Below are 24,963 nucleotides of genomic sequence, written 5' to 3' on the forward strand. Positions count from 1 at the left end.
CCACCACAGTGGCTGGCTGATAAGGCAGAGGCGCCGCCTGTCAGCGCCGTTCTGTTTGTCTTGAGGAGAGAGTTATGGCCAAAAATCAGGCGGGGCATACGCCAACCTATGCCCTTGGCATCGACCTGGGAGGCACAAAGACACTGGCAGCAGTTATCGATGTCTCCAGCGGCGAAGTGATCGCCTCAGCGCGTAAACGGACAAAAGCAGAACGAGGGCAGGATTTCGTTGCCCGACGGGTGGTGGAGGTAGCCCGTGCCGCCCTGGAGGCCGCCGACCTGCGCAATGGGCGCGAACTGCTCGCTGTAGGCATTGGGGCCGCTGGCCAGATCGATCGTCAAGCGGGCGTGATTCTAGAGGCGCCCAATCTCGGGGTGCGCAATATGCCTGTAGCGGCCCTGCTCAGCGCCGAGTTCGGACGCCCGGTCGCTGTTGGCAACGATGTGGAGGTCGCTGCTCTGGGTGAGTATCTCTATGGGGCCGGACGCGCCTATAAAAATTTTGTCTGTGTCTTTATTGGCACCGGCATCGGAGCTGGCATCATCCAAAACGGGCGACTCTATACGGGACTCTCCGGCACTGCTGGCGAGGTTGGCCATATCACGGTTGAAGCCAGCGGACGCATCTGCGGCTGTGGCGCGCGCGGTTGCCTGGAGGCCTATGCCTCGCGCACGGCCATCACACGGGCCATCCTGGCCGAGATCCATCATGGCCGCAAATCAGTGCTGGCCGATGAAGCCCTGCTTCAGCTCAAGGGTGGCGAGACCATCATTCGCTCAGGGTTGCTGGCCAGCGCCATTCAACAGCATGATGAGCTGGTCATCGAGGTCGTCAGCGAAGCGGCGGACTATCTGGGCTATGGCCTGGCATCGATCATCAACTTTTACAATCCCGAGGCCATTATCTTGGGAGGAGGAGTCATTGAGGCCGTTGATCTGCTCTTTGAGCGCGCAGTAAGACGAGCGCGCACCGTGGCGCTGGCTCTGCCTGCCCGCCAGACGCCCATCTTACGCACCCGCCTGGGCGATTTCTCCGGTGTGGTAGGGGCCGCCTGCCTTGCGGCTCAGGCGGCGGGCTATCGTCTTCGCGAAGACGAAGAGCAGGCGATAGAGGAATAAAGCGCGAGCCGGCTGGGCAGTGGGAGATAAGCCAGGGGAGATGTCACCCATCCGGCTCGCGCTTGAGCGAAGAGGCCGCTCGCCGCTCTCCTCTGTCAATTCCTTGAAGAGACCTGCCAACAAAGGCAGATCACTGCGGCAATGGCTGACTGTCAGCAGAAGGAAGGTCGGCAGGCTCCTCCAGCTTGGCGAAGAGAGGCTGAGGAGGCGGTAGCCGTCTACCTGCCGGTACCGTCTCAAGCTGCCAGCGAGAGCCACTCACATCGCCCTCAAAGCCCAGGTAACCGTGGAGCTTCTGCGACGAGAAAGGCACGTATGGGTAGAGCAAAACGCGCAAGCCGCTCAAAACCTGCAGCATGACATAAATCGTAGTTCCAGCCGCCTGGCGATCCTGCTTGATGCGCTTCCAGGGGGCCTGCTCATCGAGATAGCGATTAGCAACATGGGCTACGGCCATGGCCGCCTGCAGACCATCCTTAAAGCGACAGCGGCTAATCAACTCACCAACGGTACGAAATCCCTTCTCCACCTCAGCCAGCATTGCCTCATCGGCGGCGCTTAGCGGCCCTGGCTCAGGCACGGTTCCCCCGAAGCGGCTCTGAACAAAAGTCAGCGTGCGATGAACGGCATTGCCGTACGTTGCCACCAGCTCATCATTGTTACGCCGGACCAGCTCCTCAAAGGTAAAATCGGTATCGCGTCCCTCGGGAGCGGAGGCCGACAGATAATAGCGCAGAGGATCGGCCCCATAGAGATCCAGGACGTCCTTTGTCCACACCACGTTACCGCGGCTACTGGATGCCTTGCTGCCGCGCATAGTCATAAACTCGTTAGCTGGGACATCGTAAGGCAAATTGCGGTTGCCATAGCCCATCAACATCGCTGGCCAGATAATCGTGTGGAAAGGAATATTGTCCTTGCCAATAAAGTAGTAGGCCTTCACCGGAGGATCGGTCATACCGGGAATCCACCACTGTTTCCAGGCGTCGGGGTCGCCCTGGCGCTGTGCCCATTCCACAGTCGCCGAGAAGTAGCCGATCACCGCATCGAACCAAACATAGATACGCTTTTCATCGTAGCCCTCCAGAGGGATCGGCACCCCCCAATCGAGATCACGCGTAATTGCGCGCGGGCGCAGCCCCTCCTTCAGCCAGTTCATCGTGAAAGTATAGACGTTGGGACGCCAATGCTCCTTACCCTGCGAGAGCCACTGCAGAATAGGCTCTTGCAGTTTGGGCAGATCCAGAAAGAAATGCTCAGTATCTCGAATCTGCAGAGGCTGCTCTTTGCTACCGCAGAGGCGGCAGTGAGGTTGAATCAGATCGACGGGATCGAGGACTCGCCCGCAATTATCGCACTGGTCGCCGCGCGCCTGCGGATAGCCGCAGTGGGGGCAGGTGCCTTCTACATAGCGGTCGGGCAGAAACCGGCGGTCCGTCGGGCAGTAGGGCGACTGCATCGTATCCTTATAAACATAGCCCTTCTGATAGAGCGTCAAAAAGAAATCCTGCGTAATACGATAGTGGTTTTCGGTACCGGTTTCTGTATACAGATCCCAAGAGATGCCCAGGCGCTCCCAGATCTCACAGATCTGGCGATGATAGTAGGAGACAAATTCGCGCGGCGAGATCCCTTGACGCTCAGCATCGACCAGGATCGGCGTGCCATGCTCATCGCTGCCGGAGATCATCAGCACGTGGTTGCCGGCCAAACGATGGTAGCGCGCAAAGGTATCAGCGGGCAGATAAGCGCCAGCGATCTGCCCAACATGGGTCGACGTTTTAGCGTAGGGCCAGGCCACGCAGACCAGAATATGCTCAGCCATAGAACATGACTCCCTTGCTTGCTGATGGAGGTCCTCAGTCACTCTATCTTCTTCCTGGTTGCTTGCCAGTCAGCCAGCTAGCTAGTGCTCTTGTTTATTTACTTATGCTTGATAGCCTTCTCTCTGAGAGAGGCAAGACGACGGATGGAGAAGGGAAGAGACCACTAGGCGGATTGTGCCTCATTATAGCATAGAGTGGGTGAGGAACAAGACCCTACCTGTGCAGAGGAGGCCGCATCTGATCGCGTCCCGCCTGGAAGGAAAGAGAGCGTTCCGCTTCCTTCCTGTCTCTGATCGGCTTGAGTTGCGGGCCGGGAGATCAGGACAGATCAGTCAGTCACATGCCGATATAGCGGGCATAGAGCGAGCGAGCCACCTGCTCATTATCGGTGCCTTTAATGATGGCCCGTCCGTCGGGGAAGACTGTCATCTCATAGCCGTCGACGCTGAAGCGCAGCAAGTAGGCATTATACTGGACAGGAGCCAGGGCCTGCAAACGCTGGGCGAGCGTCGCAAGATCGACGCTCGTGCCGCGTTGACTGCTGCGTACCTGGACGGCATTGCGTCCGCAGAGCGTTGTCGTATGGCTCTGGAGAGAGGCAGTCAGGAACTCGAAGCGCCCAAGAGCGCAGGTCGGGCAATCAGCCTGACGGGGTAGCTCCAGGCGTTCGAAGGTATTTTCCCAGAGGTCGGCAACCAGCAAGGCCCGACTGATCAGCGGACTGTTCAGTAAGATCTTGAGGGCCTCAGTGGCGGCGATGCCACTGATCAGACTAACGATGCCGTTGATGACACCGGCAGTGTCGCAGGTTGGAGTACTGCCGGGCGGAGGCAGCTCAGGGAAGACACAGCGCAAACAGGCCGTCTCACCGGGAAGGATATTCATCGTCACGCCATGAGCGGCGATCACTCCGCTGTAGATCCAGGGCCGTCGGTACTTCACGCAGACATCATTGAGCAGATAGCGCGTTTCAAAATTATCAGTGGCATCCAGGACCAGATCCACACGCTGGATAAGGGCTTCTGCCTCCTCGGCACTGAGGTCGAGCACCAGGGGTTCGATGCGCACCTCGCTATTGATCCGCTCCAGCTTCCTGGCCGCTGCGATGGCTTTGGGGAGGTGAGCCTCAACATCTGCTTCATCAAAAAGAATCTGGCGCTGCAGATTGCTCAGCTCGACATAGTCGCGATCCACAATGATCAAGTGCCCGATGCCGGCCCGGCAGAGATGATTAGCGAGCATAGTGCCGAGCGCCCCACAGCCAATGATCCCCACAGAGGCAGCGTGAAGACGTTCCTGCCCCTGGCGACCAATTGGGGCGAAGAGAATCTGGCGCGAGTAGCGCTCAAAGGCAACCATGAGCAGTGCCTCCCCTGAACTAGAACAGGCCGCTGTCCTGTGGCCTGGCACAATCTACCCAGACACAAAAGCTCTCTCTAGCCAGCTCGCGCCTCCATTGTACCACAGCGAGCCGCTGCGCGCAAAGACAGCCCCCTCTGGCGGATACAGGCTTCAAGCGTAATGAGCGGCCCGGTCGTACGGGGCGCTCGTCTGGCTAGTACTCATGAGGGCTTCGGTTGGCAAGACCACGCAGGTGTGTTACAATGCAAAGGGGTGGGTCGTCTTTGCTGTTGAGGAGAAATAATGTGCAGTGCCCGAGCAAGACGGCTTTATACGGCGGAAAAGACGATGAAGAAAGTGCTGGTCATCGACGATAATCCGACTATTGTTGAACTTATCAAATATGCGGTCAATCTTCAAGGCTCGTACGAGGTCATCGTCGCTTATGACGGCGTCCAGGGCCTGGAACAGGTCTATGCCCATCACCCCGATTGCGTCATCATCGATGTGAAAATGCCTCGGATGGATGGCTACCAACTGGTGCGCTGCCTGCGGGGCGATGCGCGCACTGCCGATACTCCTATGATCATCTTGAGTGCGATGACGCGCGAGGAGGATCAGCTCACTGGCCTTCTCTCCGGGGTGGATGAGTATCTGACCAAGCCTTTTAAACCTAGCGCCCTCAATGCGGCTATTGAGCGCGTTCTGCGCCTGACTCCCGCCGACCGCCAGCGCCGCATGGATGAATTGATGCGGAGCCAGGGTGAACAGCAGCAACAACAGCAGCGGTGAGCCGGCTGGGCACCGTGGGGACAGCGCCCGTTCCGCTTCGCCCTCCTTGCTGGAGTACACTGCTGCAATGGCTCGTGACTGACAGGTCGAAACCGAACTGCTTTTGAGGTAGGCGAGTGGCTGAGTTCTTTTGTGCCTCGCCTGCCTGGCTGGCAGATCCCTGATTTGCTCATCTTTGCTAAGAAGGAGGAAGGCAGTGGCAGGCGGCGCTCCGCGCCGCACCGCGCTCCTCGTCTCCCTCTCTCCGTCGTGTCGCTTGATCTAGCTGCTTGAAAATTTATTTCTGTAATTGCTGATCGACAATGATATCTATCCGTCTCATGGCTCGTGAACCAAGGACAGCGCAATTGCCGCGGGTGCTCTTCGTTGATGACGATCCACATGTCCAGGGGCGCATCAAGCAAGCTCTGGAGCAGATGTTTTTGGTCCGCTGTGCCTCTTCTTTGGAAGAAGCTCGCCGCTGTCTCCTCGAAGAGCCGCCTGATCTGTTGATCTGCGAGATCGTGCTCGGCAATGAGAATGGCCTCGACCTCTGTCGCTTTGTGCGAGGTCAATCTACCTTGCGCCATCTCCCCGTGATGATCCTCAGCTCGCAGATGACAGTACAAGATAAAATCGCTGGCTTTTCCGCGGGCGCCGACGACTACGTCGTGAAGCCAGTCGATGCCCGTCATCTCGCTGCTCGCTTGCGCCTCCTCTTGCGCATTAAGCAACTGGAATTGCGTAACCAGGATTGACAGGGAGAACCTGCCAGACGTCTCAGGGGATGTTCCTGGGAAGAGCTGGGGATAGAGACGAGGCGGGTCGGGTTCTCCCTGCCCTCTCTCTGCCTTGCTGGCAGACGAACTGGCTTCCAAGCGCCGCAGGCCGGGCCCTCTCCTCCTGCCTACCTTCCCTTCCGTGCTGCAGGCCTGCTCTCTCTTGGGCGCAGAGGCGAGCGGAGGCAAACCTGTTTCATAAGAAAGCGCTCCTGCTTGCCTCCTGCACACTTCGCTATTGCTAGCGCCTCGCGTTATGGCGACCCACGTGGCAGTTGAGACAAGGCAAGAGAGGAGCGGCATCCCTCTCTGCGCACTCGTCTGTCTTTGTCCGTCTTGCCCAGCCTGAGCAAGACGGACGAGCGCAAGGTAAGGCGCCGCTCCCTTGATTGGTCGATGCCTGCTTTCTTCCGCGTATTCTGGCTTGCTGAGCTTCGGGCGGGGGCGTCAGCTACAGCCTGGTCTGTGGGGAGACTGAGCAAGCAGGCCAGGTGCGGAGGTACTCAGCCTGGGAAATGGCAGGCTACGTAGTGATCCCGCTCCTTCTCTTCGAGTGGCGGCACTACTTCGCGACAGATCTGCTGAGCTTTCCAACAACGCGGGTGGAAATTGCAACCCGACGGAGGATTGACGGGGCTGGGTACATCGCCTTCCAAAATGATGCGTTTGCGCCGGGCTTCAACCTCGGGATCGGGCACAGGGATAGCCGAGAGCAGGGCCTGTGTATAGGGGTGCAGCGGCAGCTCATAGAGCTTTTCGCTCTCGGCCAGCTCGACGATGCGCCCCAGATACATCACAGCGACCCGATCGCTGATGTGCTTCACCACCGAGAGATTGTGCGCCACAAACAAGTAGGTCAGGCCAAACTCAGCCTGTAGATCCTGAAGCAGGTTTAGCACCTGGGCCTGAATGGAGACATCGAGCGCTGAGACTGGCTCATCGGCAACGATGAATGACGGTCGCAGCGCCAGAGCGCGGGCAATGCCGATACGCTGGCGCTGACCGCCGCTGAACTCATGCGGGAAGCGATTCACATAATACGGGTTTAGCCCGACGACCTCAAGCAGATGAGCCACCTGCTCGCGGATTTCTCGGGCATTGCCTCGCTTAAAATTCTCCAAAGGCTCAGCGATAATCTGCCCTACAGTAAAGCGCGGATCGAGCGAGCCAAAGGGGTCCTGGAAAATCATCTGCATTTCAGCGCGCTTCTTGCGCAGCTCGGAAGGCGGCAGCTTGGTCAGCTCGACCCCGTTCAGCTTGACGCTACCCGCGGTTGGCTTGATGAGCTGCAGGATAGCCCGCCCTGTTGTCGACTTGCCGCAGCCGCTCTCGCCTACCAGGCCGAGCGTCTCCCCGCGACGAATCGTCAAGTCGACCCCATCAACCGCTTTAACGTGAGCGATCGTGCGATTAAAGAGGCCACCTTTAATCGGAAAGTGGACCTTCAGACCCTTGACCTCGACCAGCGTCGTTCCTGTCGCTGTCGAAGTTGCCATCTGCTGTTGTGCCATAGCGTCCTTCTCCCTCTCTCCCTGACTAGCTTGGATAGAAGCAAGCGGCAAGCTGCTCACCGCGGCCTACCGGTTTCAGCTCGGGCCGTTCCTGGCGGCAGCGGGGCTGGACACGCGGGCAGCGCGGTGCATAGGGGCAACCGACAATATCGCGCGAGAGATCGGGGGGCTGCCCGGGGATGGGAGTCAGGCGTGTGCCGCGCTTCTCGTCCAGGCGAGGGATTGATTGCAAGAGACCAACAGTATAGGGGTGGGCGGGCGTCTGGAAAATCTGTCGTACAGGGGCCGACTCCACAATATGGCCAGCGTACATGACGATCACATGCTCGCAGGTGCCGGCCACCACACCCAGATCGTGAGTGATCAACATCAGAGCTGTACCGAACTCCTTGGCCAGGCCCTTCATCAGCTCAAGAATCTGCGCCTGAATGGTAACGTCGAGAGCAGTCGTCGGCTCGTCGGCGATCAACAGCTGTGGATTGCAGGCCAGAGCAATCGCGATCATGACGCGCTGGCGCATACCGCCGCTGAACTCATGCGGATAGCTCTTCGCCCGCCGGCGCGCGTCGGGGATGCGGACCAGCTCCAGCATCTCAACGGCTCGCTGCCAGGCCTGGTCGTTCGAAATGCCTTTGCGATGGCGCTTGACGGTCTCAGCAATCTGGTACCCGATGGTGAAGACGGGGTTGAGCGAGGTCATCGGGTCCTGAAAGATCATTGAGATCTTGCTGCCGCGCAGCTCGGTCATCTCGTCGGTATTCTTCTCTAAGATGTTCTCGCCGTTGAAGAGAATCTCACCCCCGACGATCTTGCCTGGCGGCGAGGCGATCAAGCGGATAATCGAGAGAGCTGTTACGCTCTTGCCGCAGCCACTTTCGCCCACTACTCCCAGGGCCTCGCCAGGCCGCATGGTGAAAGAGACATCATCTACGGCCTTGACAACGCCGCTGCGAGTAAAGAAGTAGGTTCTGAGATTATTCACTTCCAGCAGATTTTCTGGCATGGGTGTATGCTCCGCTCTTGCATGGTTCGCTTAGTCTTTGGTGCGAGGATCGAAGGCATCGCGCAGGCCGTCGCCGAGGAAGGAGAAGGCCAGCACCAGGATCGCCAGCGTGAGAGAGGGGACCAGCACCTCCCAGGGGTGCGTATCCACCGCATTACTGGCCTCGGAGATCATCAAACCCAGGCTGGAGCCAGGCTGCTGAACGCCAAGGCCCAGCAGGCTGATACTCGCCTCACCGATAATGGTGTTGGAGATATCGAGAGTAGCGGCCACGACGACGATGCTGAACAGGTTAGGAATGATGTGACGCCAGATGATCTTGAGATTGCTACTACCGGCGGTACGGGCCGCTTCGATGAACTGCTGTTCCTTGATCTGCAGGGTCTGACCACGTACAAGGCGAGCCATCAGCGGCCAGGAAACCAGGGCCAAGGCTCCTGATACCAGGAGAAGACGCGCGTTCCCATTGGGGCCAACGATAGGAATGTTGCTCAGCGTCGTATCGGCCCACGTGCCAAAGATACCGGTGAGCAAGATGATAAACAGCAGGCCCGGGAAGGCGAATATGATGTCCGTAAGGCGAGCCAGCACCTGATCGATCCAGCCTCCAAAGTAACCCGCCAGCACACCAACCAGGATGCCCATCGTAATATCAATGACCTCTACCAGCACCGCCACACTGATGGAGACAAGCAGGCCCTGCATTAAGCGCGCCAGAATATCGCGTCCCAGATCGTCAGTGCCTAGCCAGTACTGGGCAGACGGCAGTTCGTCCTGACGGCTCAGCTCCTGATGATAGAAGGTGCGGTAGACCGTCGCTGGAATCGGCCCGTTATCGGGACTGTCGTAGATGCCTCCCAGATGCTGATAGACGAACGGTCCAAACAGCGACAGCAGCACCATAAAGATAATCACGCCGAGGCTGACCATAGCGCGGGTGTCGCGCCGCAGGCGGCGCAGCGACTCGCGCATCGGAGAGACCGGTTTACGCTCTTTTGGCCCTTCGGTCTCGGGTATGACGCCTGGGGTCTCAACGAGGAGATCAGGCTCAGCAGGCAACATCAGGTTCGTGTCCGGGGCGATCAAGGGGGAGGCTGGTTGTGTCTCTCGGTCATGCGTATCCATTGGCTAAGCCTCCTATTCGAGCTTGATACGAGGGTCGACCAGCGTGTAGGCGATATCCGCCAGCAGGTTGCCCAGCACGACCCCGATGGCCAGCAGCACAGTCGTCGCCTGGATTACCGGATAGTCACGGTCAAGCACGGATGAGACAGTGATCGTACCGATGCCAGGGATGTTAAAGATGTTCTCAATGAGAAAGGCTCCCGTGATGGTGAAGCCCAACGTGACGCCTGTCACGGTAATCAAGGGAATGAGGGCATTACGCAAGGCATGCCGGTAGATGACGAGGTGCTCAGGTAATCCCTTCGCGCGAGCCGTACGGATGTAGTCCTGGCGCATCACTTCCAGCATGCTTGTACGGGTGATACGGGCAAAGTAGGCGGCACCAGCCAGCCCGAAGACGAGCACAGGTGCAAGCTTGTACTGGATATCGGTCCAGGTGTAGTGCCAGGGTTCGCCCCAGTTGGCCACTGGCCAACCTGCACCGGTTTCCTGATCGATGAAGACGATCAGCACCTGAACCAGGACGCAGAAAACGAAGATGGGCATCGCGTAGAGGACCAGCATGATGCCCATGTTGAGGGTGTCCACCCAGGTATTAGCCTTGAGGGCGGAGATAATCCCCACGGGGACCCCAATTAACAGATAGACTACGAGGGCCCAAAGGGCCAGCTCCATAGAAACAGGGACGCCGTCTTTGAGAATGTCCCAGACTGGTCGTCCCTGCGTCTTGAAAGAGTAGCCGAAATCGAAGTGCGCCAGGTGGACAAGGAAGTTCCAGTACTGCTGATACCAGGGTAGATCCAGTCCGTAGGCGTGCTTTAGCTGGGCGTAAAGCTGGGGGGAAAAGTGCTCACCCAGCATCGTGCGGATTGGATCGCCCGGGGCAAAATAGCCCATGATGAAGGTGATGAAGGTGACTCCAATCACCACGAAGACTAGGCCTATGAGGCGCTTGATCAGAAACTGTATCATGCTAAGCCCCTTACTGTCCTGTCAGCGCTCGCTTGACGAGAAGGAGGCTCTTCTTTGCCGTTAACCGGTGCCTCTCTCCACTCCCCCCAATTACCCAACGCTGAACCTTGCCCCTTTGCCTCCTTCATGGACAAGTGTACCCATGTCACGTTCCGCCAGAGGTGGAAGATCTATGAAATGGCACCCTCTCATAGATGGATCTGGACTGTAGCGGACAACAGACGTTACATGACGTATCTTGTCCCTTATTTTAAGGAGCGCTATCAGGCTTGTCAAGCTAGAGGTTATGCTTCTGCCATCATATTATTACGCTCGCCTGTCTGCATTGCTCACATGCGCGTAGAACAGCTTCCCATCGTCTCTTTCTTCGACTGGGCTGCTGGTTGGGCGCCCGTCCCCTACGTGCGTGTGGCCGTGTAGTCGCGCTGATGGCACTGTCTTGGCTGCTGGGTCAAGCAGGGAAACAGACTAGAGAAGAGAGTAGAACAGACAGACGGACAGCCAGGGGCTATTATAAGGAGCGGTTGGGGAGCGGTCAAGGGTTGAGAGGGAGGAATAAGAGAAAAGGTAGAGAGCCTGGCGAGAGGAGTGCTCCGCCACCTGCTCCGCCAGGCTCAGGGGGTGAAGGGCTGGTCACGCAGCCACTCACTCCAGGCGGGGATCGGTGAGCTGCCCGGCTGACTCCGCTGGCTGCATGGCCAGCCCTTGGTTGCCTTGCCGGCTGTTCTCAGGTGCCAGGGCTACCTACAGGGCGAACCTGAGCCTGTTCGTGAAAAGGAACAGTCAGGTTAGTGCTGGGTGATGTAGATCTGCGACCAATAGTCAGGCGGAATCAGCTGCTGCGGATTGTAGAAGAAGCCGTGGACATAGGTTTTGACCACGTAGGCAGCCTGAACTTGCTCCATTGGCAGCCAGGCCACGTCATTGACAAGCTGCTGCTCGGCCTGATTGTAGGCCTGGTAGCGGGCTGGGCCGTTGGGCATGGCATCGGCCTGCTCTAGCAGCTTCTGGGTGGCCTTCTGCTGGCTGGCATCGGGGCTATTGTTCTGGCCATAGTTCATGTTGTTGTTCGGCACGCCAGCATCGAACTGCAACGTCAGCCAATCCTGTGGATCAGGATAGTCGGCGATCCAGGCGATGCCCCAGAACTGGAGACCGTGCGGGTTGTTGGTTGCAGCGACGATGTCGTCGAGCAGCTTGTTGAAATCCTCGGCATGGACCTTGACGCTGATGTTGAGAACGGCCTGCCATCTCTGAACCAAAGCGGCGACCTCGCGATCAGCGTCGGCGGAACCGGTGGAATAGGTCAGGGTGATCGTCGGTAGCTGCGAGACGCTGGTGAGCCCTTCATCTTTGAGGCCAGCCTGCAGATATTGCTTGGCCAGCGTTGGATTACCGGCGGTGCTGGTCGTGCCATCCGGCCCCTTGAGGTTCGGGTTATAGCCCGGCATCCCCTTGGGCACAATGTGGTTGGTGGGGATAAGGACATCCTTCCAGACAGCGTGGACGATTTCGTCTTTGTTGATGGCCAGGGCAAAGGCCCGGCGCATGTTGATGCTGTCGAAAGGCTTGACCAGGTAGTTCATGGTATAGTAGTTGATCCACAGTTGGGGCACCAGGTGGAAATCGTTCCCTTTGCGCGCCTGGTCGATGTAGGGGCTAGGCACGCTTGCTTCATCAACCTGGCCACTGCGGTAGGCCTGATAAGCGGTCTCCACCTTCTGATAGAAGGGGAAGATCACTTTCTGCAGCTGTGGCTTGGGGCCGTAGTAGTTGGGGTTGGGAACAAAGACAATCTGCTTGCTGTGTTGGTAAGATTGCACCTTGAAGGGACCGGCGCCGCCGCCCTCGTCAAGGTGGTCGGTCCAGCTCTTCCCATATTTATCGATTAACTTCTTCTCTACCACGTAGGAGCAGGAGTAAGTGAGGGCGTCCAGGAAGTAGGCGGCTTTCTTTTTGATGGTGATGACCACCGTGTTAGGGTCGGGAGTCTGCACACTATCGCCGATGATAGTCTTGATCTTCCCTTTCTGCAGCAGATCAGAGTCTTTGATCAGGGACAGGTAGATAGGGGCTGTAGTCGAGTGCTCTGCTGGCTGCAAGGCCCGATCGATACTGTACGCCACATCTGCCGAAGTAAGGGGGGTACCGTCGCTGAACTTCAGATTCGGTTTCAGATGGAAGGTCCAGGTCAGGCCATCTTCGGAACTCTGCCAGGAAGCGGCCAACTGCGGCTGAACGGTGAGATTGTTGTCAAGCTGCACCAGGCCGGTGAAGACCATGTCAATGGCCTGAATCGAATAGAGATCAGTAGAGAGGCCAGGGTCGAAGGTAGCGATGTCGGTGACTCCGGCCTCTGGATAGACAAAGACCTGCTTACTGGCTGGCGCTTTCTGCGTCGAGGTTGTTGCTGTGCCACCGCCGCAGGCGGTTAGCAAGAGAGCAAATAGAGCAATGAGGGTGAGGGCGAGACCCACCGGGTAGGTTCTCTTGCGTAGCGCGGACATGGATCGTACTCCTCGTCACACAATGAACGCAAGCCACTACGGCAACCGGCTCCTATGTGCCAGGTCTGGGTGTGGCAGTTACCGACGTTCAAGTCCCCGCTGTTCTCTCTTTCCGGGCAGAGACAGCAGAGGGAGCAATAACCGATCCGAGAAACTAAGTACGTGCGGTGTTGCTAGAGAAACACGGCACGCAAAGAGAACGGCCCTTCTTCGGGGCTGGGCTGCAGCATGGCTGTCCCTAAATGCGTTGCGCTGGCACCCTGATCAGCCGCATCGCTCTGATAGCGTAGCCGTCCGTTCACCCGGGAAGGATGAAAGACACTATTATATACGTCTCGTTGGCGATGGATCTCTCGCCTCTCGGTCCTGGAAAAGGCCTGAGTGGTGAATAGGATGGCGGGGCGGGCGCCAGAGAGTGGGGAGAGTGCAGGACGGCAAAGGGGACTGAGTCAGGCGGCCTTCAGTGCAGCCAGAGGGGGCGCCAAGCGCCTCTGATCGCCGTGATCACTGACCTCTCTGGCTGCACTGCTGTGGCCGCGGCTTATCTATCTTAACTTATGACGTGCGGATAACCCTGCAGCCGCTTGGGCGCTCCTTAGTGCACGCTGATGTAGACCTGAGACCAATCGTCGGGAGGTACCTGCAGCTGCGCATTCAAGGCGAAGCCCTGCACATAGGGCTTGAGGACGTAGGCGCTGCGCACCTGAGTGATGGGCAGCCAGGCGACGTCGTTGACAAGCTGCTGCTCGGCGTTCTGGTAGGCCTGCAGGCGTGCATTGGAATCGGGCAGGGTATCGGCTACTTCTAACAGTTTCTGGGTGGCCTGCTGTTGCAAGCGGTCGGGCGAGTTGTTCTGACCGTAGTTCACCTGATTATAGGGAGACCCGGCGTCGAACTGGAGAGTTGTCCAGTCCTGGGGATCAGGGTAGTCGGCCACCCAGCCGATAGCCCACATTTGCAGACCGTGGGGATTACCGGCTGTATTCGAGAGTTCGTCGAGCATTTTGTTGAAATCGATGGCCTCAGCCTTGACCGTCACTCCCAGGACGTTGTGCCACATCTGAATGGCTGCGGCGATCTCGTTAGCCTGGTCCTGGTTGCCAGCAGAATAGGTGATCGTAATCGCTGGAAGCTGCGAGGGGCTGCTGAGGCCCTCGTCCTGTAAACCTTTCTGAAAATACTGGCGTGCCAGTTGAGGATTGCCACGCGTGCTGGTAGTGTTGTCTGGTCCGCGCAAGTTAGGATTGTAACCCGGCATCCCCAGCGGAATAATGTGGTTGGTGGGGATCGGAACATCCTTCCAAATCGCGTGGGCTAATTCCTCTTTGTTAAGCGCCAGAGCAAAGGCCCGGCGCATGTTGACGCTATCAAAGGGCTTAACCAGGTAGTTCATGCCGTAGTACCTGATCGAGAGTTGTGGCACCAGGTGGAATTCTGGCTGATTGCGGACCTTAGCGATTTGCTGGCTGGGCACGATGGCGAAGTCGACCTGTCCTGTTTGATAGGCCCGATAGGCGGTGGTGTTATCCCGATAGAAGGGGAAAATCACCTGCTGTAGCTGTGGCTTGGGACCGTAGTAGTTAGGGTTGGGCGCAAAAACAATGCGCTTGTTATGGGTATACTCTTTGACCACGAAGGGACCAGCGCCACCGCCTTCCTCTAGATGATCTGTCCACTTCGATCCATACTTGTCGATGAGCTTCTTCTCCACGACGTAGGAGCAGGGATAAGTGAGGGCGTCAAGAAAGTAGGTAGCCTTCTGGCGAGTCAGAATAACGACCGTCTGGGGGTCGGGCGTGAGGACGCTGTCGCCGATGATGGTGCGGATTTGTCCCTTGACCAGTCGATCCGCGTCTTTGATGAGGCCCAGGTAGGTAGGGGCTGTAGATGAGCGTTGAGCGGGCTGCAGTGCCCGATCAAGGCTGTAAGCGACATCCATTGAAGTCAAGGGAGTGCCATCGCTAAACTTCAGATTGGGTTTCAGGTGAAAGGTCCACGTCAGGCCGTTGGGCGAGACTGTCCAGGAGCTGGCCAGTTGCGGGCGGACGACCAGGTCCTTATCCAGCGAGACCAGGCCTGTGAAGACCATTTGAATCGCTGTCACCGAAGGCACATCGAAAGCCTGAGCGGGGTCGAAGGTTGACAGATCGGTGATCCCTCGCTCCGGCTCGACAAAAACCTGCTGGCTGAGCGGAGCTTTACGCGCGGAGGTTGGGTTTCCAGAGCTGCCCTCTCCGCAGGCTCCCAGCAGGATAACTAGCAAAGAAAGCAGCGCTACAAGGCCTGCCGTGCTCACACGTTGCTGGGTAGACATAGGGAGCTTCTCCATTGCTGCTGAAAGCAAGCTGGCATGTTGGCTAGAGATCGCTGAGCGCTGTGGATAATTGTGCCTGCCAGCCAGCGAGCAAACCCACTAAGGCGGCCCGACCGCACAGCGCTTTCCTTGTGAGCTGCTCACCTGACGCGGTCACTGCTCTTCGGCAAGGTGAGAGTCTCGCACGAGCGCCGTGATACCTGTATTCGGCCTGCTCGGGGCTGGAGGAATTATTGGAATGAGTAAGCAGCATCAGCAGTCTGGCACCACCGTCGCTGTTATGATACGGAGCCTCTCCTCCGGGAGCAAGCGCCGAAGCTGCGGGTAGGAAAGGAGGACCATTGACGCAAGGAGAGGGCTGAGTCAGTCGCTCAGCCTATGCCCGCGGTAGAGAGGTGCCACGGCCAACATCCTGAGCCAGCGCGGTTAACCGCTGGATACCCCAAAAAAGAGCGGCGGCAGAGGATAGCTCTCCTGGCCAAAGACCTCTCTAGCGGTCTAGGGCCTGGGCTCGTGGACTCTGCCGCCTCCTTTGCTGCGATAGCTGTAGCGGGCGATCCGCTCACGACTGGCTTTCGACAACGTAAATGTTAGCCCAGTCATCGGGCGGAACCAGATTCATGCCATTGTCCTTGAAGCCTACCACAAGCGGATTGCGCAGGAAGACGGCGTTCACCTGTTCTAACGGCAACCAGGCGACGTCATTGACAAGCTGCTGCTCGGCCTCCTGGTAGAGGCGCAGGCGAGTGGCTGTATCCAATGTGCTATCGGCCTCCTGGAGCTTCTTTTGTACAAGCTGCTGCATAGCAGCATCATTGCTGACATTCTGGCCATAGTTCATATTATTGTTAGGAACACCCTGCCCAAACTGGGCCGAGAGCCAGTCCTGCGGATCAGGGTACTCAGCCACCCAGGCCAGCCCCCACATCTGCAGCCCATTGGGGTTATTCGTGGCTGCCGTCACACGGCTCAGCAGCGTATTATAGTCGACAGGATCAGGCGTTACGGTAGCGCCCAGATTCTGGCGCCACATCTCAATCAGGGCCTTGGCCTCCTGATCCAGAGTACTCAGCCCTGTGGCGTAGGTCAGCTTGATAGGTGGCAGGCTTGAAAGATGCTCTTCTTGCAGGCCCTGGGCAAGAAGCTGGCGAGCCTTGGCTGGATTACCAGTCAGATTTTGAGTACCGTCAGGGCCGGTCAATTTAGTGTTATAACCCGGCATCCCTTGTGGCACAATGTGATTTGTCGGTAGTACGGTCCCTTTCCAAACCTGCTCAGCAATCGTGACCTTATTAATCGCCAGTGCGAAAGCCTGGCGGATATGAATATTATCGAAAGGCTTCACGAGATAGTTCATCGTATAGTAGTTAATCCACAGTTGCGGCACCTGGTGAAAGTCGGCTCGCTTTTTATCGCTGGCATAACTGGCCAAGGGGACACTTGTCAGATCGACCTGGCCGCTCTGGTAGGCCTGATAGGCGTCGCTCGCCTGGCGATAGAAGGAAAAGACAATGCGGCCCAACTGGGGTTTGGCGCCGTAGTAGTAGGCGTTAGGGACGAAGTCGATTTCCTGGCCGTGGACATAGCGAGCCACCTTGAAGGGACCAGCGCCGCCGCCTTCTGTGAGATGATCACTGATGTTCCCATGATATTTTTCGATCAGGCGCCGCTCGACAACGAAAGAGCAAGGATTAGTGAGCATGCTCAGAAAGTACGGGGCCTTTTGCCGCGTAATCAGGACGACCGTCTCTTGATCCTGCACCAGGATGCTATCGTTGATGAGCGTTGAAATGGTACCAGCCAGCAGCTTATCGGCATCGCGCAGTAGCGCCAGATAGAGAGGGGCAGTCGTCGAGCGTGTCGACGGCTGCAGAGCGCGATCGAGACTGTAAGCCACATCTTGCGCGGTCAGCGGCGTACCGTCGCTGAACTTCAGATTCGGTTTCAGATGGAAGGTCCAGCTAAGGCCATCGCTAGAGACTGTCCATGAGCTGGCGAGCTGGGGGCGCACCTGCAACTGATCATCAAGCTGGACCAGGCCGGTAAAGACGAGTTCTACGGCCCGGATCGCTGAAGGATCAGTGACCAGGGCCGGATCAAGTGTCGTATAGTCCGAAAGACCAATCTGCGGCTCACGATAGACCTGCTTGCTGGCCGGAGCTTTTACCAGGCGGGACTGTCGATTGCCAATCTGACAGGAGGTCAGTGTGAGCATGAGAGCCAGCAGGCAGAGCGCGATCGTCAGACTGTGCTGAAGATGCCTGCTCCTCTTCTGCTGCGGAAGATCGATCTGACTCATCATTCTACTTGTGCTCCTGCAAAATCGCTGCGCTGAAAGATATCTAAGGTGAAAACGCGGAGCAATGGGAAAAGTATCAAGAGAAGGCGGGATCAAGAGAGGACGCCGGCCGCCCTGACAGGCCTGGAACTGAACCATCCCAGGCGGGGGAGATGGTAGAAAGCCGGCAGACGAGACAAAAGGCCGGGACCCAGAACAGTGCTGCCCGGAGGCGTACTCCTCTCTCCCTCGTCTGTCCTGATATTAAGGTCCCCTGCCAGCCAGCCAGCCAGCCTGCCTGCCGAGCAGATCCAGTCGCCGACGTCCCGGCCTCTCGCCTCAGAGAAAGGCTAACGACCCTATCCCGGCCTCCCGCTTGCGCCTGAGCGATCCCCTCTGTCCTATGCTTGCTTGTGAGCTGATCTAGATCCCTGACGCCACAGTATTGCGCGGGGCCAGGGCTGCAGCCCGCAGAGCAGCCCGCAGGAAGACGCTCAGATCGACCTCCCTCAGATCGCGGGGCCAGCCCATAAAGGCCTCGCCCGCCGCCTGGACAATCTGCAAGGTGTGGCCCTGATCAGCGGCGGCATCGGCCTGAGCAGCGACCAGGCCAATGGTTGCGAAGAGGGGCTTCGGCTCATAGCCAAGATTAAAGTAGCGGCGGGCAGCCAGATAGGCCCCTTCCAGATCACGCGCCTCCAGCTCGCCCTGGAGGGTCTCCAGCAAAGCAGGGGCCAGCAGGCCACCGCCGACATGCACATGAGGAACGCTCTGCTGTCGCTGGCCACTGGCCAACCCCAGACGTTTGCGCAGCTCATTAACGAAAACAGCCGAAGTAAAGAGCAACGGAATCACCTCAATGTCCTGGACCTGGGCGAAGACCAGGCGCACGGCAGCGGCATAAAGCAGACCGTGAGCTGCCTCAATGAAAGCCGAGCGATCCTCGTCGCCGATCTGGTGCAAAATATCAGCGGCGCTAAGAGCAATGACCGAGCCAACGGCGGGAGGCGAAGCCTCGCCCTGGATCAGAGCCTCATGCACGGCCTGGCAGACCTGCACAGGGCTGGCATCGCTCAGCAGGAGATCACGCAAAGGAAGAGCACGCTCGTTCTTCGGCGGCGAGATGCGCCGGCGAATGATATCGAAATCGCCCTGGTGCTGGGCGATAAAGTCGCGCACGGTTCCGATCCAGGCTGGTTCCTCGCTACGGATCGGCAGATGGGGAGCCAGCCAGTGAATAATATTGGGGACGCGATCACCCCACTCTACTGGGTCGAGTAGCTGGTAGCCACGTACCGCCAATAGCAGAGGATGTCCTGCCCGATGGAAGGTCATAGCCAGCCCCTCGTAAGTGCGGGCCTGCAGCGTACGATAGTCGGCGCCGGTCGCATAGAGCCCGAAAAGAAGCCGTTCAGCCAGCTCGGCCTGATCCTGATAGATAGCCTCGCGCATCAAAGCACCGACGCTCTTCCCCTCCGGCAGCTCACTGGGGTAGTAAGGACGAGGATAGCTCGGCTGTTGACGGCGTCCCTGGCGCACAGCTGCACTGGCCGCGCACAGAGCCTGCACCAAGAGCGGCAGTGGACGCAGGCGATTCTCCACGCTTTCGCCTACCAGGTGATCATAGGCATGCAACCAGCGACTCAAGACGCTGGCGGCGGTCAAGGTCAGCACGACGTGTCCTTCAGAATCGCCATGAGCAGCGATCATGCCGACACGCCCGATGAGCACATCAATATCTGCTTTGCCATGAACTAACTCCCGGGTCAGACTGGCCAGGCGTGGCGCATCAGCCGCAGCCGCGGCTTCGACCAGCTCCGAGAGATCAACCCTCATGCCGACTGATGCCATAAAATATCTCCATTACCTTATTTGATCTCTTTCGTGATCACCTTCAAGCAAACAAGTGCAAAAGAGAAGGAAGCAAGGCCACAGAGGGAGGAGACAGACCAGCTGCTGACCGTGAACCCTGCGGCGCTGGGGCACTGACACACGAGCTGGAAAGGCCCGAGGTAGGGGAGAGAGGCACACACTTCAAGCAGACTGCTGCAGCTCGCGAATCGCCTGTTCGATGCGCGGAATGTCAGCGTATTCCTCATCGAGAAGCTTATAAGCGCGCTCTAGATACAGCTCGGCGATGCGCGCAGAATGCTTGCCTGTATCGCAAGCCGCTGTAATCAGCGCGTTTCCCTTATACTTCTCGGGGAGGAGGCGTACGATACGCTGCATTTTCTGCCGAGTCTCCTGCAGCAGATGAGTATCGTTCCCTTCGAGGGCGTAGCGAGCGACCCCGACCAGCTTCCCCAGCTCTGCCAGGCGTTGGCGGTCAGTCATCGTCTGAAAGAGCAGCTCCTCTGGGTCCAGGTCATCCAAAGCCGGCAGCTCATCCTTTGAAGAGCGGCCAGCGGCCTGCTCGAAAGAGGCGCTGTAGTTCAGATAGAGCTGGCCATACTCCTGACAAGCCTGAGCAGCCAACTGCATCTTTGCCGCTTCATCGCGCGGGTGGATCGCCCCCAGTTCGCAGAGATCATCATCGCGATACTGAGCCAGAGTTTGCAGATAATCGAGGCCCTGCCCCTGCTCCAGCTCCTCCAGCATCGGCGGAATAGGCATCACCTGGACATTAGGCTCATCCATTGGCAAATGAGCGGCCAGAATCGAAGGCAGATATCTGGCCAAAGACAGCGGGAGAGGCGGCACCACACAGTAAGTATAGAAGATACGCCGCTCATCCTCGCTGCTGCGGGCGAAAAAGATCGCATGTCCCTTGGGTGCCTGGGGGTCACCACGCAAGAAGCGCAAATCCATAGTCTCCTCCCGTTGCTCGTGGCCTGTTCTACTCTTATCTTGCTAGCTAGATAATAAGGCGTTTGAAGCCCACTGGCAAGGTATCAGGTCAGCACCCCATCCATGAGACAGCGCTGCCATCTCCACCCTCCTCTCTGGGCGCCAACCAAGGCAAGGCCCAGTAAGCCATAGCTTGAGCGGCTGAAGAGAGGCCACCTGACCCCTGCCAGCAAAGCCAGTCGGGCCATTTCTATGAGGCCACATCCCTTCGAAGCTGGCGGAGGCGCTTCAGCAGATCCTTATTCGCGCTGATGGCCTCCTCACTCAACTGCTCTCCCCCAGTAGGGATACTCTCTTCATAAGCTTTCAGCTGCTCCTGCAGCTCGTGCGAACCGGCGAGGCGGACATACGACGCAAGCAACGCGCGGGCCTGCTGTTCCCGATTACGGCGCAGCTCTGTAATGGCAGCCTGGGCATAGAGCGCTGCATACTGGCGCATAAAAGGAGCCGTCCACTGCTCAGGAGAAGGCAGAGTCTGGCGCACGCTCTCGACAAGGCGAATCGCCTGTTGCAGCTCGCTGGCAGCCTCATCGAGCCGTCCCTGAGCCAGCAGCACGCCAGCGCGCTCATAGCGAGCATCCGACTCTCCCAAAGGTTGACCTTGTTGCTGATAAAGACGCAGAGCGGTCTCAAAACTCGCCCAGGCCTCAGCGAGCTGCTCATTGTTACGGCGAGCCAGGCCCAGAGCGAGCAGCGTCTCCGCCTGACCGGCAAGATCCTCGTTCTGCTCGAAGCGCGTCAAAGCTGCTTCACAGCGTTCGATTGCCTCTGACCAACGCTGCTGGCCGATCAGCACCTGAGCGCTGCCCAACGTTGCGGCTGCTGTGCCAACAGCATGCTCCAACTGCTGAAACTGGCGTTCAGCTTCAGTGTAAGTCAGCAAGGCTGCCTCCAGCTCGCTGCGGGCCAGGTAGGTGCGGGCGAGAGCGAGCAGCGCCTCAGCGGCTAGCAGCGGTTCCTGAAGAGCCTCAGCCCGCTGGCGTGCCTCACTAAAGCGGCCCTCAGCGCGCGAGAACTCGCCAAGCGTCAGATACCACTCTCCCTCGATCAGAGCCAGCAGCGGAGCAAGGCGAACATGCTGCGCACCTGACTCTATGCTTGGACGGGCCTGGTTAAGCCGCTCCCAGGCGACTTGCAGCGAACCGCTGGCAATAGCCAGCCGTGCTTGACGGAGCGCAGCCTCTGCCAAGCCATAAGAACGGAAAGGCTCAAGCAACGCGGCGGCTCGCGTCGCGGCCTCCTCGTAGAGCGCCAGAGCGCGGGCTGTCTGACCGCGCTGACGATGGATATCGCCCAATCCGAGCAAGGCCTGACTTGGCAGGAGCGCGTTCGCTGAAAGATGCGCTTGCTCGTGAGCTGCCGAGAAAGTTTCCGCGGCCCGTTCCAGTTGACCACGCCGTCGCAGAATCTCTGCGAGACAGAGCTGAGCCTCCGCCGTCCCGGGGCGGCGGGCGAGGGCCTGGTACGTGCGTAAGGCGCGCTGCACCTGTGAACTCGCATAGGCCAACTGTCCGCGACGGAGATTAATCTCTCCCAACAGGCGCAGAGCCTGGGCAAGACCCAACGCATTGCGCTGATCCTCATAGACCTGCTGAGCGCGTTGGGCGCTAGCCAGAGCTTGCTCAAGCTGATTGTTGGCCAGCGCCACCGCAGCCAGACCAAGATTGCCATCGGCCTGACCCAGCTCATACTCCAGCTCCAGAGAACGCCGAATCACCTCGCCGAAGAGATCGGCAGCCTCAGAGAATCGCCACTGTTCCAGACAGATCTGGGCCAGGCCGTTCAACGCATCAACAGCGCCGTAATAGTCCCGCTGAGCTTCATAGACAGCCAACGCCTGCCGATAGGCCTCCTCGGCGGCTGCGAACTCCTGCGCCAACCGACGGGTATCGCCGTAGCTGCGACGGGCATCAGCCTCCGTAATTGACTCGCCAGCCTCCTGAAAAGCTGTGATGGCCTGCTGATAGTAAGCAGCCGCTTGCGAGATATGGCCTCGCTGTAGCTCCAAATGGCCTAGAGCGAGCCAGACATTGCCCTGTCCCCGAGCAGATCGCTGCTGCTGATAGAGGGTGCCTGCCTCCTCGTAAGCCTGCTGAGCCAAATCGAGATGGGCCCGCTGCCGCTCCAGATGGCCCAGAGCCATCGTAGCAGCGGCCTCGCTCAGTGGCTGCTCGGCCTGGCGATAGTAGTTGCGTGCACGTGAGTAACTAATAATAGCACTATCGATGAGATTATTCTGCTGCTGAACCTCTGCGAGCAGCATACGGCTATCACCGGCATGGCGATAGTCGCCAGCGAGACGAAAGCGCGCCTCGGCATCGCTAAAGGCTTCGGCGGCCTTATCGAGTTTCCCCTCGTTGAGGGCGTCGACTCCCTCGCGGAGCCGCTGGTGGGCCACTGAGATATCTTGCGTTGTCATGGCTCTATGATCTCTCTAGCGAGTGGCTCGGGCATACGTTTGTCTGAGTGTGTAGCAGTCGTCCCACTTATTGTAGTGCGTCGCCGTCAGAAAGTCAAAAAGGAGACAAGGCTGAGTCGCTGTGATACAATACGACAGGGCCAGAGCGATGGAAGCGTGGCAAGCGCCTGCTCGGGTATCGAGCCGATTTTGGATGAGGAGCCATCTGCAATGTATGAAGAGACACTAAGAAAGGTAAGCTTATTTTCTGGACTAAACGACAAAGAGCTGAAGGAGATCGCTGGAAGCGCTCAGGAGAGACACTACAGCGCCGGAGCAGCGCTCTTTCATCAGGGAGATACCGGGACTGGACTCTACATCATCACCGCGGGACGGGTGCGTATTGTCCAGGCCAACGACCCCGATCGAGCGGAAGAGGTCATCGGGACGGCAGGGCCAGGGGAAGTACTGGGAGAGATGGCCCTACTGGATGATCTGCCGCGCTCGGCCAGCGTCATTGCCGAAGAGGAGACAACGGCGATCCTCTTGCCGATCTGGGAGTTTCGCGCCGTGCTGCGGAGACAGCCCGAGATCGCCCTCAAATTGCTGAGCGTACTCAGCCGTCGCCTGCGCAAAGCAGAGGGACGTCTCGCGGAACGCTAGGGCCGCCGCCAGGGGGCGCCGCGAGACCAAACAAGGAGAGGGGGACCGGCGCAGGGCCGGAGGAATGAGAGAGAATAGAAGGAGGCATATCCAAAGGACAGCACAAGACGCCAGAGTCCCCCGATCTGCCAGCTCGACGGGTGGAGCCGGCTCACACGAGAGGAGACCATCGCGGCGGATTGGAAGAAAACACCATCTTCCTGCCACAACGCTCGGTCAAACCATTCTGCTCGGGTCGTGAGGGAGGCGGGATAAGCAAGGCTCCGGGCTTATTCTGCCTTCTCGCGATTGAGCAGCTGCTGGATCTCCTCGAACATCGTTTCCACGTCTCCGAAGGAGCGATAGACACTTGCGAAGCGGATATAGGCGATCTTATCCATGCGGCGCAAGCGCTCCATGACCAGCTCGCCAATGACGCTGCTGGGCACCTCCTGCCGGCCCATACGGTATAGCTCCTGCTCGATCTCATCGATGGCGCTTTCGATTTCCCCGACGGGTAGGGGCCGTTTCTCACAGGCTTTGCGAATGCCGATATAGAGCTTCTGGCGGTCGAAAGGCTCGCGGCGCTGATCGCGCTTAATGACCATCAAATGAGATGGTTCGACTCGCTCATAGGTACTAAAGCGCCCTTTGCAGCGTTCGCATTCACGTCTCCTGTGGATCGCGTCTCCGATATCACGCGAGTCCTTAACGCGTGACTCGGTGCCGCCACAATATGGACATTTCATCCCGCAGCTCCCAACTCTGGGTAGAATACTGTCGAGATGATTCTATCACAGAAGCAGAAGTGGCGACAGAGACAACGGAGCGGTGCTTTCCGTAGCTGGCACTCTCTGGCCCCCCTCTCTACAGCAGGCGACAGAGAGCCGGCTTTCCTCTTGTAGGGGCCGAGCGATATCGATGCTGGGTCTGGTGCTGTCTGCCCGATCGACCTTCTGCCCGGCTGGAGGCGCTGACAACCATTATGCCTGTGCATCCGGCGGCTGGCCTGGCTCTTCTGCCCGCACTGGCTCTGTTAGCTCAGAGCCGGCACCAGAGACAGGCGAGTGTTTCCCCGGCGTGCCTGTCGCTCATCCCGCGGACCTCCTGGCCGCCGCTTTCGCTGCCGCTCCGGCAGGGCGCTCCCCTCCGGTCGCTCTTTGCCTACATAGCCCGAGCGCAGCCGTGACCCCTCACGCCAATAAGCGTACCAATAGGGGCCATGCCCCTGCCCCTCGCGGCAGGTGCTACAGGTCGGTTTCCCACACTTGCGGTACTGGAGCTGATAGGTAATGTGGTGATCGCTCGGAATCTGCGCCATGAATGCCACTCCCCTTCCTTCATTCCACTGTGCAGACTTGCTGCAACGCTACCATTAGCTTAGCAGCAATAGATGAACATTTTATGAATCCAGGACCGCCATAAATGAAAATTTGTTCATCTTTTGAGGGTACACCTGTTGTTGGAATGCAGCAATTTCATAACACCTTTTTCATGTTGCAGGGAGGTCGCAGAGGGCGGGGGCCACGTG

19 protein-coding genes are annotated in these 24,963 nt (G+C 58.4%); 5 read left to right on the top strand and 14 right to left on the bottom strand.

Translation table 11 applies throughout. From position 1 onward, the window contains the following. The first annotated feature begins 74 nt into the window (after positions 1-74). Entirely contained in the window at positions 75-1,118 is a 1,044-nt protein-coding gene (locus AC6H1L_RS18510) for an ROK family protein (RefSeq protein ID WP_497598943.1), read from the top strand. A 130-nt stretch (positions 1,119-1,248) separates the two neighbouring features. Here the strand turns inward: AC6H1L_RS18510 and metG are convergent, their stop codons facing one another. Both metG and AC6H1L_RS18520 read right to left on the bottom strand, forming a co-directional pair. Continuing rightward, entirely contained in the window at positions 1,249-2,943 is a 1,695-nt protein-coding gene (metG, locus tag AC6H1L_RS18515) for a methionine--tRNA ligase (protein WP_497598944.1), read from the bottom strand. A 337-nt stretch (positions 2,944-3,280) separates the two neighbouring features. Beyond that, complete coding sequence (locus AC6H1L_RS18520) at positions 3,281-4,303, bottom strand: ThiF family adenylyltransferase (RefSeq protein ID WP_497598945.1); 1,023 nt, start codon at positions 4,301-4,303, stop codon at positions 3,281-3,283. A 330-nt stretch (positions 4,304-4,633) separates the two neighbouring features. On the opposite strand from AC6H1L_RS18520, the gene AC6H1L_RS18525 reads away from it, so the two are divergent. Together AC6H1L_RS18525 and AC6H1L_RS18530 are read left to right on the top strand one after the other, a co-directional pair. Continuing rightward, positions 4,634-5,077: a response regulator transcription factor gene (locus AC6H1L_RS18525; RefSeq protein ID WP_297160717.1), complete on the top strand. Its 444-nt coding sequence runs from the start codon at positions 4,634-4,636 to the stop codon at positions 5,075-5,077. Positions 5,078-5,397: 320 nt separating this feature from the next. After that, a complete protein-coding gene (locus AC6H1L_RS18530; protein ID WP_497598946.1) occupies positions 5,398-5,814 on the top strand; it encodes a response regulator in 417 nt (138 codons plus the stop codon). 524 nt (positions 5,815-6,338) lie between these two features. Here the strand turns inward: AC6H1L_RS18530 and AC6H1L_RS18535 are convergent. Genes AC6H1L_RS18535 through AC6H1L_RS18550 form a run of 4 tightly spaced genes read right to left on the bottom strand, consistent with a single transcriptional unit; the run spans position 6,339 to position 10,446 of the window. Continuing rightward, on the bottom strand, positions 6,339-7,346 hold the full coding sequence (locus AC6H1L_RS18535) for an ABC transporter ATP-binding protein (RefSeq protein ID WP_497598947.1): 1,008 nt from the start codon (positions 7,344-7,346) through the stop codon (positions 6,339-6,341). A gap of 25 nt (positions 7,347-7,371) precedes the next feature. Then, complete coding sequence (locus AC6H1L_RS18540; RefSeq protein WP_497598948.1) at positions 7,372-8,349, bottom strand: ABC transporter ATP-binding protein; 978 nt, start codon at positions 8,347-8,349, stop codon at positions 7,372-7,374. Between the two features lie 30 nt (positions 8,350-8,379). Then, positions 8,380-9,474 carry an ABC transporter permease gene (locus tag AC6H1L_RS18545; RefSeq protein WP_497598949.1) on the bottom strand — a complete coding sequence of 365 codons (1,095 nt, stop codon included), beginning with the start codon at positions 9,472-9,474 and terminating at the stop codon, positions 8,380-8,382. A 12-nt stretch (positions 9,475-9,486) separates the two neighbouring features. Next, a complete protein-coding gene (locus tag AC6H1L_RS18550) occupies positions 9,487-10,446 on the bottom strand; it encodes an ABC transporter permease (protein WP_497598950.1) in 960 nt (319 codons plus the stop codon). Positions 10,447-10,674: 228 nt separating this feature from the next. Here AC6H1L_RS18550 and AC6H1L_RS18555 point away from each other — a divergent pair, with 228 nt between their 5' ends. Next, positions 10,675-10,866 carry a hypothetical protein gene (locus AC6H1L_RS18555; RefSeq protein ID WP_497598951.1) on the top strand — a complete coding sequence of 64 codons (192 nt, stop codon included), beginning with the start codon at positions 10,675-10,677 and terminating at the stop codon, positions 10,864-10,866. A 368-nt stretch (positions 10,867-11,234) separates the two neighbouring features. Here AC6H1L_RS18555 and AC6H1L_RS18560 read toward each other — a convergent pair whose 3' ends face one another. From AC6H1L_RS18560 to AC6H1L_RS18585, 6 genes are all read right to left on the bottom strand, one after another. After that, entirely contained in the window at positions 11,235-12,953 is a 1,719-nt protein-coding gene (locus AC6H1L_RS18560) for a peptide ABC transporter substrate-binding protein (RefSeq protein WP_497598952.1), read from the bottom strand. Between the two features lie 595 nt (positions 12,954-13,548). After that, entirely contained in the window at positions 13,549-15,267 is a 1,719-nt protein-coding gene (locus AC6H1L_RS18565; protein WP_497598953.1) for a peptide ABC transporter substrate-binding protein, read from the bottom strand. Positions 15,268-15,829: 562 nt separating this feature from the next. Continuing rightward, positions 15,830-17,569 carry a peptide ABC transporter substrate-binding protein gene (locus AC6H1L_RS18570; protein ID WP_497598954.1) on the bottom strand — a complete coding sequence of 580 codons (1,740 nt, stop codon included), beginning with the start codon at positions 17,567-17,569 and terminating at the stop codon, positions 15,830-15,832. Between the two features lie 399 nt (positions 17,570-17,968). Then, on the bottom strand, positions 17,969-19,396 hold the full coding sequence (locus AC6H1L_RS18575) for a hypothetical protein (RefSeq protein ID WP_497598955.1): 1,428 nt from the start codon (positions 19,394-19,396) through the stop codon (positions 17,969-17,971). A gap of 183 nt (positions 19,397-19,579) precedes the next feature. Beyond that, positions 19,580-20,353 (bottom strand): hypothetical protein, encoded by a 774-nt coding sequence (locus AC6H1L_RS18580; protein WP_497598956.1) that lies wholly within the window; start codon positions 20,351-20,353, stop codon positions 19,580-19,582. Positions 20,354-20,582: 229 nt separating this feature from the next. Beyond that, a complete protein-coding gene (locus AC6H1L_RS18585; protein ID WP_497598957.1) occupies positions 20,583-22,811 on the bottom strand; it encodes a tetratricopeptide repeat protein in 2,229 nt (742 codons plus the stop codon). 210 nt (positions 22,812-23,021) lie between these two features. Here AC6H1L_RS18585 and AC6H1L_RS18590 point away from each other — a divergent pair, with 210 nt between their 5' ends. Further along, complete coding sequence (locus AC6H1L_RS18590; RefSeq protein ID WP_497598958.1) at positions 23,022-23,453, top strand: cyclic nucleotide-binding domain-containing protein; 432 nt, start codon at positions 23,022-23,024, stop codon at positions 23,451-23,453. 269 nt (positions 23,454-23,722) lie between these two features. Here AC6H1L_RS18590 and nrdR read toward each other — a convergent pair whose 3' ends face one another. Further along, entirely contained in the window at positions 23,723-24,181 is a 459-nt protein-coding gene (nrdR, locus tag AC6H1L_RS18595; RefSeq protein WP_052888556.1) for a transcriptional regulator NrdR, read from the bottom strand. 287 nt (positions 24,182-24,468) lie between these two features. After that, positions 24,469-24,753 carry a DUF6788 family protein gene (locus AC6H1L_RS18600; protein WP_497598959.1) on the bottom strand — a complete coding sequence of 95 codons (285 nt, stop codon included), beginning with the start codon at positions 24,751-24,753 and terminating at the stop codon, positions 24,469-24,471. Positions 24,754-24,963 lie beyond the last annotated feature (210 nt).

This window comes from Thermogemmatispora argillosa, assembly GCF_059696725.1.

Excerpts from the sequence above, each read along its gene's own strand:
- AC6H1L_RS18510 (WP_497598943.1), top strand. The coding sequence starts at position 75 with ATGGCCAAAAATCAGGCGGGGCATACGCCAACCTATGCCCTTGGCATC.
- metG (WP_497598944.1), bottom strand. The coding sequence starts at position 2,943 with ATGGCTGAGCATATTCTGGTCTGCGTGGCCTGGCCCTACGCTAAAACG.
- AC6H1L_RS18520 (WP_497598945.1), bottom strand. The coding sequence starts at position 4,303 with ATGGTTGCCTTTGAGCGCTACTCGCGCCAGATTCTCTTCGCCCCAATT.
- AC6H1L_RS18525 (WP_297160717.1), top strand. The coding sequence starts at position 4,634 with ATGAAGAAAGTGCTGGTCATCGACGATAATCCGACTATTGTTGAACTT.
- AC6H1L_RS18530 (WP_497598946.1), top strand. The coding sequence starts at position 5,398 with ATGGCTCGTGAACCAAGGACAGCGCAATTGCCGCGGGTGCTCTTCGTT.
- AC6H1L_RS18535 (WP_497598947.1), bottom strand. The coding sequence starts at position 7,346 with ATGGCACAACAGCAGATGGCAACTTCGACAGCGACAGGAACGACGCTG.
- AC6H1L_RS18540 (WP_497598948.1), bottom strand. The coding sequence starts at position 8,349 with ATGCCAGAAAATCTGCTGGAAGTGAATAATCTCAGAACCTACTTCTTT.
- AC6H1L_RS18545 (WP_497598949.1), bottom strand. The coding sequence starts at position 9,474 with ATGGATACGCATGACCGAGAGACACAACCAGCCTCCCCCTTGATCGCC.
- AC6H1L_RS18550 (WP_497598950.1), bottom strand. The coding sequence starts at position 10,446 with ATGATACAGTTTCTGATCAAGCGCCTCATAGGCCTAGTCTTCGTGGTG.
- AC6H1L_RS18555 (WP_497598951.1), top strand. The coding sequence starts at position 10,675 with ATGACGTATCTTGTCCCTTATTTTAAGGAGCGCTATCAGGCTTGTCAA.
- AC6H1L_RS18560 (WP_497598952.1), bottom strand. The coding sequence starts at position 12,953 with ATGTCCGCGCTACGCAAGAGAACCTACCCGGTGGGTCTCGCCCTCACC.
- AC6H1L_RS18565 (WP_497598953.1), bottom strand. The coding sequence starts at position 15,267 with ATGTCTACCCAGCAACGTGTGAGCACGGCAGGCCTTGTAGCGCTGCTT.
- AC6H1L_RS18570 (WP_497598954.1), bottom strand. The coding sequence starts at position 17,569 with ATGATGAGTCAGATCGATCTTCCGCAGCAGAAGAGGAGCAGGCATCTT.
- AC6H1L_RS18575 (WP_497598955.1), bottom strand. The coding sequence starts at position 19,396 with ATGGCATCAGTCGGCATGAGGGTTGATCTCTCGGAGCTGGTCGAAGCC.
- AC6H1L_RS18580 (WP_497598956.1), bottom strand. The coding sequence starts at position 20,353 with ATGGATTTGCGCTTCTTGCGTGGTGACCCCCAGGCACCCAAGGGACAT.
- AC6H1L_RS18585 (WP_497598957.1), bottom strand. The coding sequence starts at position 22,811 with ATGACAACGCAAGATATCTCAGTGGCCCACCAGCGGCTCCGCGAGGGA.
- AC6H1L_RS18590 (WP_497598958.1), top strand. The coding sequence starts at position 23,022 with ATGTATGAAGAGACACTAAGAAAGGTAAGCTTATTTTCTGGACTAAAC.
- nrdR (WP_052888556.1), bottom strand. The coding sequence starts at position 24,181 with ATGAAATGTCCATATTGTGGCGGCACCGAGTCACGCGTTAAGGACTCG.
- AC6H1L_RS18600 (WP_497598959.1), bottom strand. The coding sequence starts at position 24,753 with ATGGCGCAGATTCCGAGCGATCACCACATTACCTATCAGCTCCAGTAC.